This is a genomic window from Calyptranema fuscum S582 (genome assembly GCF_055793305.1).
On the sequence record NZ_JBSLYH010000012.1, the window covers coordinates 41,257 to 52,850 of the forward strand.

The 11,594-nt window shown below is 48.9% G+C and carries 10 protein-coding genes and 1 tRNA gene; 5 read left to right on the top strand and 6 right to left on the bottom strand.

Annotation, left to right across the window (positions count from 1 at the left end; all coding sequences use genetic code 11):
• Positions 1–247: 247 nt before the first annotated feature.
• Together ACR6Z4_RS10465 and ACR6Z4_RS10470 are read left to right on the top strand one after the other, a co-directional pair.
• Positions 248–913, top strand: a complete 666-nt coding sequence (locus ACR6Z4_RS10465; protein ID WP_479717207.1) for a hypothetical protein — start codon at positions 248–250, stop codon at positions 911–913.
• A gap of 564 nt (positions 914–1,477) precedes the next feature.
• The gene (locus ACR6Z4_RS10470) at positions 1,478–2,698 is read left to right on the top strand and encodes a DUF4336 domain-containing protein (RefSeq protein ID WP_479717208.1); all 1,221 of its coding nucleotides are present in this window, start codon (positions 1,478–1,480) and stop codon (positions 2,696–2,698) included.
• A gap of 460 nt (positions 2,699–3,158) precedes the next feature.
• Here the strand turns inward: ACR6Z4_RS10470 and ACR6Z4_RS10475 are convergent, their stop codons facing one another.
• The 6 genes from ACR6Z4_RS10475 to ACR6Z4_RS10500 all read right to left on the bottom strand — a co-directional run bounded on the left by ACR6Z4_RS10475 (position 3,159) and on the right by ACR6Z4_RS10500 (position 8,418).
• Positions 3,159–3,479: a cupin domain-containing protein gene (locus tag ACR6Z4_RS10475; RefSeq protein WP_479717209.1), complete on the bottom strand. Its 321-nt coding sequence runs from the start codon at positions 3,477–3,479 to the stop codon at positions 3,159–3,161.
• Between the two features lie 73 nt (positions 3,480–3,552).
• Positions 3,553–4,332: an SAM-dependent methyltransferase gene (locus ACR6Z4_RS10480; RefSeq protein ID WP_479717210.1), complete on the bottom strand. Its 780-nt coding sequence runs from the start codon at positions 4,330–4,332 to the stop codon at positions 3,553–3,555.
• A 224-nt stretch (positions 4,333–4,556) separates the two neighbouring features.
• Positions 4,557–6,077, bottom strand: a complete 1,521-nt coding sequence (locus tag ACR6Z4_RS10485; RefSeq protein ID WP_479717211.1) for a glycosyltransferase family 2 protein — start codon at positions 6,075–6,077, stop codon at positions 4,557–4,559.
• Positions 6,078–6,729: 652 nt separating this feature from the next.
• Positions 6,730–6,800, bottom strand: a tRNA-Gly gene (locus ACR6Z4_RS10490).
• Between the two features lie 95 nt (positions 6,801–6,895).
• Positions 6,896–7,966 (bottom strand): energy transducer TonB, encoded by a 1,071-nt coding sequence (locus ACR6Z4_RS10495; protein WP_479717212.1) that lies wholly within the window; start codon positions 7,964–7,966, stop codon positions 6,896–6,898.
• Between the two features lie 314 nt (positions 7,967–8,280).
• Positions 8,281–8,418 carry a hypothetical protein gene (locus tag ACR6Z4_RS10500; protein WP_479717213.1) on the bottom strand — a complete coding sequence of 46 codons (138 nt, stop codon included), beginning with the start codon at positions 8,416–8,418 and terminating at the stop codon, positions 8,281–8,283.
• Between the two features lie 452 nt (positions 8,419–8,870).
• On the opposite strand from ACR6Z4_RS10500, the gene ACR6Z4_RS10505 reads away from it, so the two are divergent.
• The 3 genes from ACR6Z4_RS10505 (at position 8,871) to ACR6Z4_RS10515 (ending at position 11,240) form a co-directional block, all read left to right on the top strand.
• On the top strand, positions 8,871–10,301 hold the full coding sequence (locus tag ACR6Z4_RS10505) for a form I ribulose bisphosphate carboxylase large subunit (protein WP_479717214.1): 1,431 nt from the start codon (positions 8,871–8,873) through the stop codon (positions 10,299–10,301).
• 56 nt (positions 10,302–10,357) lie between these two features.
• Positions 10,358–10,783 carry a RuBisCO chaperone RbcX gene (rcbX, locus tag ACR6Z4_RS10510; protein ID WP_479717215.1) on the top strand — a complete coding sequence of 142 codons (426 nt, stop codon included), beginning with the start codon at positions 10,358–10,360 and terminating at the stop codon, positions 10,781–10,783.
• A gap of 94 nt (positions 10,784–10,877) precedes the next feature.
• A complete protein-coding gene (locus tag ACR6Z4_RS10515; protein WP_479717216.1) occupies positions 10,878–11,240 on the top strand; it encodes a ribulose bisphosphate carboxylase small subunit in 363 nt (120 codons plus the stop codon).
• Positions 11,241–11,594 lie beyond the last annotated feature (354 nt).

An 11,594-nucleotide genomic window follows, 5' to 3' on the forward strand; every position in this document is an offset into this window, starting at 1 on the left:
CCTAGGGGATACCTTGCTAAAGGAAGGCTACCCTACTTTGTTAAAACACTTACAGTTTAGACATTAATTCGTATAATTTCTTGTACGAATTTGTATCTCTTTTATATTTGATTTGCGGATATTTGTTTACAGATAAAAAAGTTCTTCAAGCAATCTTTAATCGATACTCTTTAAACAAGTGAGGAACTTCCTCGCAATGGTTAGGGTCATTTAAGACTTAAAGGGTTTTCTTTAAGGGAATGTCGTAATGTTTACTTCCAAAAATTGGCAGTCTAAAACTGCTGTATTAATGGCATTGGGGTTCACCTCCACCGCATTACTCCCAGTAGTGCTGTCTCAATCTGCGATCGCCTCTGAACCTGTTTTTATCGCTCAACTCTTTTCTCAACCGGCACGGGTTGTGGTTGAGAGTGGAACGGTCATTCCGGTGAGTTATAACGAAGCCGAGAAAATCGTTGTTTTGCCTGATGAAACTGCTCCGGTAACATTAACGGTTGCTGCCGATGTTTACTCTTCTAGAGGGACGGTTGTGATTCCTCAAGATAGTCAAATTGAAGGGGAATTGCGCCCAACAGAAAATGGTACACAATTTGTAGCGAGCGACGTAGTTTTTGCTAACAGCGATCGCCGTTTTTCGATTGATGCAACGTCTGGTATCATCACCGACACCGAGACGATTACAGAAGAGAGCGACCCGGATATTTTGCAAGGAGCTGCGATCGGAGCTGCCGCCGCTGCCGTGCTATCCGAAGTGTTTGGCGACATCGACTTCATTGAAGTGCTGGCAGGAGCCGGATTGGGCGCACTCGCCGCAGTCGTGTTGGGGGGGAACAAAAAAGAAGTAGATGTGATTGTTGTTTACCCAGATAGCGATTTAGATCTGACGCTACAATCTGATTTTGCTCTGGAATAATCTTTGGTATTGCTTGATACGAGGGATGAATTTGAACATGAAGCCAAGGGGTTCACATTCAAATTCATCTCCAAAATCAGATGATTTTTTGAAAGCCTCGCTCGGCGAGGCTTTCAAAAAATCTGGGTTCTAATTGAGCGCGAAGCGCGATAGAGATCGCTTGCATGATACACAGCAGTGCTAAAAAATCTTTAAATCAGCAGGTTGTAAGCAGCGCACTCCTTCAGGGCGCACCTCTCATAACCCGTTGGGGATTGCTATAGACAACGATTTATTGCTATTCCTCCATTCCGCTGGCTTGCATGACTTAAATGGTCCCCAATCAAGTTAGGATCACAAATTAAATAAAACTCGGACGATTACAGCGGTGTGCAAGTTCGTTAAGCACAGAAACGGTGTGGTGGGGCGCGGAGCGCCCCACCACACCGTACTGAATCAACTCGCACAACGCTATATGGTTGGCAGCGCGGCGTCGCCGCGCTGCCAACCATAAGTCTGTGGTTTTATCTAATCCATGAGCCTTAATGTTTTACAGGGGGATAGCTGCCGATAGCACCCCAATGGATGGATAAAATGCAACAACAATTGGGGGATAGGGGCAGTCGTCCAGACGATGTATCGTGGCGTTTTTGGTTTACGGTGCCCATCTATCCCTATAGCAAACGCCAGACCTTGCGTCGAGAAGTGGTAAAAGACACCATCTGGACGTTTGAGCAGGTGCAAGGCATTCTGTATGTCGTCGTGCCTATCCGGATGACCGTCGTCAAGCTAGAAACGGGTGGGCTACTGGTCTATGCCCCCGTCGCGCCGACGATGGAGTGCATCCGACTGCTGCAAGAATTGGTGGCAGACCATGGCACTGTGAAGTATATTATTTTGCCGACCACATCTGGAATTGAACATAAGGCATTTGTGGGGCCCTTTGCCCGGTGTTTTCCATCGGCTCATGTATATGTAGCACCAGATCAATGGAGTTTTCCGTTAAACCTGCCGTTGAGTTGGTTGGGGCTACCGGGCGATCGCACTCACCTCTTGCCCTCAGATAGTCGCAAAACCCCATTTGCAGATGAATTTGATTACCAAATTCTAGGATCGATTGATCTGGGACCCGGACAATTTGAGGAAGTTGTTTTTTTTCATCGGCGATCGCGCACTTTATTAGTGACAGACTTGGTTGTTTCGGTTCCCGAAGACCCCCCTGCGATCGTGCAACTCGATTCTTATCCGTTACTTTTTCATGCCAAAGATGATGTCTTTGATCGGGTAGAAGATACGGCTAGCAACCGTCGTAAGGGGTGGCAACGGATTGCTTTGTTTGCATTTTATTTTCGTCCCAGTGCCTTAGAAACGATCCCGTTGGGGCGGGCAATTTGGCAAGCATTCAAAGCTCCCAATCGTTCTAAAAAAGCCTACTTTGGCTTGTTTCCGTTTAAATGGAAGACCGATTGGAAGCAATCATTTGATGCGTTACGCCAGGGTCGGCATTTGGTCGTTGCCCCAATTTTGCAAACATTGATTTTAAACCGCGCACCCAAATCTACGCTAGATTGGGCAGAACAGGTTGCCCATTGGGATTTTCAGCAAATTATTCCGTGCCATTTTGATGCACCGATTAAAGCCAACGCCCGTCAGTTTCGCCAGAGCTTTGCGTTTTTAGAAAAACCATCGGTTAGCCCAACAGCCGAAAGCCAACCATTACCTCGAGTTGATTTTGAACTCTTACACCAACTCGATCAGCGATTAAGTCATTGGGGAATTGTGCCACCGTCGCAGGACAATGGATAAACCGTATGGAATCTGAACGCTGGCGATTTTAGATAGAGGGGTCGCGATCGCAATTCTCAATGACGTGAAGTACAGGTTGAGGGAGAGCCGCGCTCCGCGCGGCTCTCCCTCAACACTCGTCATCTATTTCAGTTGCGAAGCATTATATAGCGCTGTGTGGGTGATTCAGTATGGTTTGTGGGGCGCTCCACGTCTCACAACACTGTTTCTGGACTTACAGCCATTTTCAATTGATTAAGCCACAGATTTTTTGTTGTGTGCCGCGCTCCGCGCGGCACACAACAAAAAATCTAAACATATTCAAGCGCGAAGCGCTGTAACGAACATGCACACCGCTATCATGACTGCTCCATCGCCCAGTTGAAGTGTGGGTAGTGGTATTCATGTAATGATTTTTTGTGGCGCGGGCGTTGCCCGCGCCACAAAAAATCATTACTTTTTTAGGACTACCAAAGTGCGATTAGGTATGGAGAAATGCAAGATTTTCGGTGGCATACAGCGCATGAGGAGTATTCGCAGGCATGTAAACAAACACACCCGGCGTCAAATCTACTTTACGCCCTGCTAGCGTCAATACGCCCTGTCCTAAAATCACGGTTATGGAAACGTTGCGATTGGCAGTGTGTTCAGGAAGTTGGGTGCCTGCGCTGACGCAAATCAGTGCAAAATTGGTGTGTTCATCTTTGACCAATGCTTGGCGATGGACACCCGGTTTGGTGAAGTCTGCTAATTCTTGTAAATTAGTGGCCATTGTGGTGTCATCGGTCGAAGTCGTAACCATGATTCAAGCTCCAATGTGATAAAAAAGTTTTTGCCTTGTTTGGTTGCCCAACAGCGGATTGCAGGCACCTTGACTAAGGTTCTCGTATAGCCGATAAAACGATATACCCCAAATCCTGACGATGGCGACTGAAGACGTGTCGCATTGCCAATACTCGATCGCGCAGAGAGGGTTGGGTAAGAATCTTCCAGAAAATTTGAGCGGAGCGGGCAAAGCCTTCATCGCGCAAAATTTGCAGGGGGTTCAGTAAGTTCATAGTGCCAACAGCATGATGGTTAACCTTCAGACCCGCTTGGGCAAAGGTGTTGATCCAATCAGTCGGAGGTAAAGGGGCCGCGCCGGTACGAATTGTGCGAGCCAAATCTTGATGGATCTGGTCGAGATGATCTCGCGCTACCATTTCATGGCTGAGAAACATCCCTCCGGGTTTAAGGCGATCGCAAACTCCTGACAATATTTTGTTTTTTCCGGCAGCTGATTGCATCGTCAAAATCGCTTCTGCCAATACATAGTCATACTGTTCGGCGATCGCTTCTAATTGAAAGATATTGCCGGGTAGAATCGTCACCTGGTCTTGAAGTCCGGCAGCTCGAACATTTGCCTGGGCGATCGCCACCCGCTCCGGATCTTTTTCTAGCCCAACGACTCGTACGCCATAACGATTAGCCAAAGCGATCGCACTGACTCCCAGACCAGAGGCTAATTCTAAAACCGTGTTTCCCGGTTGAAATTGCGCCCACTGAAACAAGTGTTGGGTAGCTGTGCTGCCTCCCGGACGCAATACAGTTTTACCCGCCGCTGCCAATACTTCATGACCCGATGCCGTTGCTAAATCAAGCGTTGCTTGAGGCATAGTCCGTTCCTCAGAACTGAATTTCCCTTCGAGCCTTGGCAATCATGAGTTGTCTCAGCGTTGCGCGTGATTTAGATCGACTCGAATTACCTTCAGCATGGCAGGCTTTTCTGATGCCGTCTTTGAGCTACCTCATAGAGCGCGTTTAAAACTGGCTGTGGGTGCCGCGCTTTGCGCGGCACCCACAGCAGGGTTAACGATTCATGGGACTGACGTTAAGACCGTTAAGACTGTTCAGGCAGATCAACCCAGGCTTCATCGGTACCGTGGTGAATCGTTTTGACCCATTTCAACCGCTTCGCTCGAACAGAAATTCGGGCAGTCGTACTGGCAATCACAGGCAGCCAGTGCAACATATAAAACGTGCCGTATAACGCTTGAAATAGGGTAACAAAATACGACTGGGCACGGTTCATAGATGGACGCGAACCTCGCCGCATAACAGTTGAGTTTTCTGCGCGGGCAGCTTTGATCCGCCTCAGCCCAATAAACATACCAATCAACGAAAAGGTAAAGGTCAAGCTGGTCACCGGAATTAGCATCGGCGTCGTGTTACGGGCGATCGCCATCAGCGCATCGGGAAGCGCTGCCGTGGGCATTAGATATTGCGTCACCCAAAACATAAATAAATCAAGGGTTTTACGGCTTCCCATGCGGTTGCGTAAAATCAAGCGCCAATAGTCGAGATAGCGCTGATAACCCCCTTCTGCCCAACGATTGCGTTGGTGCCATAAACTGGTCGCCCGAATCACCCCTTCTTCATGTACTGCCGGGAACAAGACAAAGCCGATATCCCAATGATCCAAGTGCAAACGGAAGGAGAGATCCAAATCATCTGTGATGGTCTCCTCGTTCCAACCCCCGCAACTTTCGAGTGCTGCCCGTCGGACAAACTGACCATTACCCCGCAGCTCACCAATACCACCCACGGCAATTCGTTGCTGCTGAAAATAGCTGTCTAGTGCCATCTCTGCCACCTGACCCCGAATCCAGGGGTTGAGGGCATCAGGATGGGCTGGATTGTCGCCTTGAGATACCGCTTTTCGCACCTGGACTGCGCCCACATGCTCTTGATCAAAAACCGGCAAAATTCGTCGGAGTAAATCTTTAGGAACTTGGGCATCCGCATCAAATACGCCAATAATGTCGCCTTTAGCCCGCAACCATACCTGGTTTAAAGCACCTGATTTTCCACCCCCAGCATCGGCAGGACGACGGACAAGGCGCAATTGTGGATAATCGTGCGCCAAACGCTCTAGCACCAGAGGCGTGCGATCGCTGCTGTTGTCGTCAATCACCCACAATTCATAACGAGACGTCGGATAATCTAACGTACACAACGTTTTTACCAGCGATGCAATGACCGCTTCTTCGTTTTTCGCCGCGACCAGCAACGAAACAAACGGGAGTTGCTCTGCATCATCGACATCAATATCCATCGCGTCCGGCATTGACATCGGTCGTGCCAACATCAGCCGCAGGGCTTGAATACCCATCAGGGTTGTTAGTCCCAAAACTAGCCAGTAGCCCCAAGAAAACAGATGCAGTGCGATCGTACCGCTCCAGACGATCGTGAGTGCAACTGCTGCTTTGCGTCTGCGACCGGCAAGCCCCCGATAGTAATGTGTATTGATATCTTCTGATTCAGATAGATCAGAGGTAAGTGAACTAATCGTTTCTAAATCGCTATCTGCATCGTAGGATGCATCGTAGGAATGGTCGTCAGCCCAGGGCGTTTCTGGCATAAGCGAATTTATATTATGCGAATAGGAATTTTTCTAAAAATTACAAAAGGAATAGGGTATCGTAGCACTCTACCACCCTAAGGAGACTATGAAGCAACCGCGATCGCCCCGAGAAATCTCGTCCCTACGATGGTGGATCACACTTTAGTAGATCACACATTAAATAAAACCCAGAGTTCCAGACGTCTATGGTTGGCAGCACGGCGACGCCGCGCCGCCAACCATCAATCTCCAGTTTTGTTAAATCCACGATCATAGAGATGGATGGGATGACCTGAAAGGTTTAGGTCGGGCAACGTAGCATTGCTACGCTACCGAAAACAGAGTGGCTTACCAGCTACAAAATTTCATAGCCCAAATCAACAATGCCCAACAGTAAACCGCTAGATTTTTGCAAATTGACCAGAGACCCAGCAGTAGTCTACCAAGATAAATACCGATTTATGAAGAAAAGATAAAATAATTTTCTCAGAAGGGACAGTTGATGGGCGTGCTCTTGAAGCGCCGTGCGATTCCAATACCGTTGCCAGTAGTGGTATTCAGGTGATGATCGTTGGGGCGCGGGCGACGCCCGTGCTACTGGAAACCATTACAATTCCAGGGCTGCCACGTTGCCAACTTTGTAATAGGTCAATGCAACATGTGGATAAAAAGCGGGCAGCGAGAATCGAACTCGCATCAATAGCTTGGAAGGCTATGGTTTTACCACTAAACTATGCCCGCGTTGGGTCACCTGCGATCGCGCTTGATTGCAACAAATTCACAAGCCTTATCTAGGTTAGCATAACTCTTTATTTTGACAAGCCCGATATTAAATATTACGGGATAGGCTCCAGAGACTCCATAGGGCTAAAGGAATGAATGACGATCGAGATCAACAACGTATCATCTGCCACCGCTTGATTGCCATCGCGAGCAGGCTCAAATTGCCATTGTTTTACTAAGCACTCCGCCAGATCTACGTAGCCGCTATCTATTTGGGCTGAGTCACCCGACAGCAACGCATCTACGACATTTCCTTGAGCATCAATCACCACCCGAAACGTCACGGCTTGTCCCTGATACTGTTCGCTGTCCGGGGGAAACCGGCAGGAACCCGGTACCGGAAGACCAACGGTAAACGATTGTTCCTGTATTAAGGGGCGAGGTTGAACTTCATGAATATCTGAAGCCTCCGGAGATAACCCGACAGGCGTTAAGTTGGCGGTCAAGCTGGCACCAGAGATGCTGGTTCCCAAACCATCGCCATTGCCTGGAGTATCGGGATTATTACTTCCGCCTGAGGGCTGCGCAGTTGGAGGTGTATCAGGAATTGTAGGGGAAGGAGGATTAGAACCTGCTGGACTGGAGGGAGTCGAGGGTGATGATGGCGATGGAGAAACGGGAGCAGGCTGACTCGGACTCGGTGGGGAAGGCGAGGACACCGGCGACGGTGGAATAGTAGCAGGAGGACTCGGGGTTGATGGAATCGGTTGAGGGCTAGGAGTAGGACTGGGCGATCGCTCAGGTGAGGCTGTCCCCAGGGTGGTATTGGACGGAGGTGGAGCCGTAGTCTCGGTCGGCGGCTCTGGCTGCGTAGGGTCGGCTGGAGCTTGCGTCGAATCTGACTCAGTCGGCACACTATCAGACTCGCTGAATGAGGTAGTGGATGGAGTCTCATCCGGCAGATCGACCAGCTCGATGGGAACAGTAGCCAATTGCGACGAGGCTGCACTCGGTTTTAACTTTACCGCGACGGGCAACGCTACGGTGAGCAGCACGATGTGAAACACCACCGAGCCGCTGATTAAACTAATCCATAGGCGAGGCGGATCGCGATGATATCGACGAGCGATCGCCCCTTGATGATTTGGAGTGGCAGAGCCAGCTGATTTACTCAGTTGCGTCATCCCTGAACGTTACATGTGCGTTTTCACCTGTGCCTGGTCATTGGTACACCCTGGCAAACCTTGACCGCTTAACCTGACCTTTTAATTTTACTTCGCCGGTCGGGAGTGGTCTTGGAGACATATTTTTTGGCGCTGCTGATTTTATATAGCGATCTTGAGTCAGGTGTGAAAGCGCCCGCCCGAAGGGCGGGCGCTTTCACACCTGATCATTTTCACAAATCAAATAGGATTGCTATGGCAATTGAATAGATGCTGAGGACAGTGGGGATGTGGGGGCTGCACCCCCAGCCAAGGGTGGAACCCCTGCACCCTGTTCAACCAGTCTCTCGGCTGCCATAGCATACTTTGCAGGTATTCAGCGTTTTAGAACGACCTACCAGGGGATGCACCGGGGGCAAGAACCAGAGGTCAGGCGTAAAATTTCCGGTTTGCCCTGCTTCATTTTTGCTCAACAGTTACAGGTGACTCTTAATTTCTCTAGCCAGAAAGTGTTGCGTTTTGTATCGTAAATTGCGTTTGTTGCGTTTTGTATCGAAAACAGAGATCTGCGAGAGCGCAGATATCACAATTAATAAGAAAAGAAAAGAAATTTATCCTAAAGCTTGCCCTGTCTGTTACATAGCGCACTAGACTTCATAAACTTTCAAAAATATAAACCCTATTTATACATAAGCAAAGAACTTTCAAAGCCGTACTTATCAAATTCCTGATATATTTTTGATCAACCTGATGGTTAGAGCACTGCACAAAATAATTCATGCTGTAGTTGTAAGTCGCTTGTTGCTCTAGCCAATAGATTTTCAAGATTGCACGTTGCAACCTTCAGGTTGTTTTACCCTGCTCAAATTCTCTGAGTAGGTCGGTTATTAGCGTTTGGATCTAAGCGATTCACAGGAAGGGAAACATGTCTTATTCTCAAACAAAAACCAAGGCGAAAGCCGGTTATGAAGCGGGTGTAAAGGACTATCGTCTGACTTACTACACCCCCGACTATACTCCTAAAGATACTGATATTTTGGCTGCCTTCCGGGTGACTCCGCAGCCTGGAGTGCCTTATGAAGAAGCAGGTGCAGCGGTTGCTGCTGAGTCTTCGACAGGAACCTGGACCACTGTATGGACAGACCTGTTGACCGACCTGGATCGCTATAAAGGTCGTTGCTACGACATCGAGCCCGTTCCTGGTGAAGATAACCAGTTCATCGCTTATATCGCCTACCCTCTCGATTTGTTCGAAGAAGGCTCTGTCACCAACATGTTGACCTCTATCGTAGGTAACGTGTTTGGTTTCAAAGCTCTAAAAGCGCTTCGTTTGGAAGATTTGCGCATTCCTGTGGCATATCTGAAGACCTTCCAAGGTCCTCCCCACGGGATTCAGGTTGAGCGTGACAAGATCAACAAATATGGTCGTCCACTGCTCGGTTGCACCATCAAACCCAAACTCGGTTTGTCTGCAAAGAACTACGGTCGTGCGGTTTATGAGTGTCTCCGGGGTGGTCTAGACTTCACCAAAGACGACGAAAACATCAACTCTCAGCCGTTCCAACGCTGGCGCGATCGCTTCCTGTTTGTGGCAGATGCGATTCACAAAGCTCAGGCTGAAACGGGCGAAATCAAAGGGCATTACCTCAACTGTACCGCTGCAACTTGCGAAGAGATGCTAAAGCGGGCTGAGTATGCGAAAGAGCTAGAAATGCCCATCATCATGCATGACTTCTTGACCGCAGGTTTCACCGCTAACACAACCCTGGCGAAGTGGTGCCGCGACAATGGTGTGCTGTTGCACATTCACCGTGCGATGCACGCGGTGATCGACCGTCAGAAGAACCACGGCATGCACTTCCGCGTCTTGGCTAAGTGCCTGCGGATGTCGGGTGGTGACCACATCCACACCGGAACGGTGGTTGGTAAGCTCGAAGGTGACCAGGCAGTTACGCTCGGTTTCGTAGACTTGCTGCGTGAAAATTACGTGGAGCAAGACCGCTCTAAGGGTATTTACTTCACCCAGGATTGGGCGTCTATGCCAGGTGTAATGGCAGTGGCGTCAGGTGGTATCCACGTATGGCACATGCCTGCGCTGGTAGAAATCTTTGGCGACGACTCTGTGCTTCAGTTTGGTGGTGGTACCTTGGGTCACCCCTGGGGTAACGCGCCTGGTGCAACCGCTAACCGCGTGGCTCTGGAAGCTTGCGTCCAAGCTCGGAACGAAGGTCGTAACCTGATGCGTGAAGGTGGAGACATCATTCGTGAAGCTTGCCGCTGGAGCCCTGAACTGGCGACTGCTTGCGAACTGTGGAAAGAAATCAAGTTCGAATTCGAAGCTCAAGACACCATCTAATGAACTTTTTGGAGTTTAGAGGTGGGCTAGTCTCATCTCTAAATCCCTGACTTTCTATGGATCTCAAGCAGATTGCGAAAGATACGACCAAGACATTGATTAGTTACCTGACGTTTCAGGCAATGCGGACGGTTCTGGATCAATTGAGTGAAACGGATCCGCCGCGTGCCCTGAAGTTGCACGAGTTCTCGTTGCGAGAGCGCGTCGAGCATAGTGAGGCTTATTTGCAAGCCTTGTTTAAGGAAGATCAAGGTTTAGCGTTTCGGATTCTCACGGTTCGGGAACATATTGCGACTGAAATCGTTGATTTTTTGCCAGAAATGCTTCAGGCAGGAATTCAGCAAGCCAATATGGAGCAACGTCGTCAGCAATTGGAACGGATGACGCAAGTCGATCCAACCGTATCGGCAGAGCATCCTGAGCAGGATGCAGATCTGCAAACCAGTGAGGAAGCGGGTGAATTGGGTAACGACATCGAGTGACCTGTTGTGAACAGGGACTTAAATCGTGATCTGCGTCACGTTTCCTAATCATCGAGCGCATTCCTATCCATCAAAAAATACATCTGAGGACATCATGAAAACACTGCCCAAAGAGCGTCGTTACGAAACTTTTTCCTATTTGCCTCCACTCACCGACGCACAAATTGCGCGGCAGATTCAGTACACGATTGAGCAAGGCTATCACCCTTGCGTTGAGTTCAACGAGTCTTCTGACGCTGAACTCTATTACTGGACCATGTGGAAGTTGCCCATGTTCAACTGTTCCTCTCCTCAAGAGGTGTTGAGCGAAGTGCAACAGTGCCGTTCTGAGTACCCCAACTGCTACATTCGTGTGGTTGCATTTGACAACATCAAGCAGTGCCAAGTTATGAGCTTCATCGTTCATAAGCCTGGCTCCGGTAACAATTTCAGCGGCGGCGGCGGCTATCGCTACTAAGGCTCGTTCCTCATGACATCGTGAGGGTCTAGAGTCAGCATTTGAATGAGAAACCTTCGGTTTCTCATTCAAATGCTTGCCGAGATTCGGCAACAACCAGTGTTTAGAGGGTTTGCATTAAGCGATCGCCCAATTCTCTTTAGATCTTGATTCTCTCTAAATAGAGCGTTTTGTTTTGGGATAAATTAAGGTTATTTCCTGGGAAGCGTACCTTGTGAGATTCCTAGAAAATAACTTACAATTCGTGCCATTGAAAGATGGCAGTCACCCATCCCAGCTCTGCAACATCGAATTATTAACGACAAAATTTTCAGGAGAGGTGATTGGTTGCACTTCTCCTTTTTTTCGCACCAT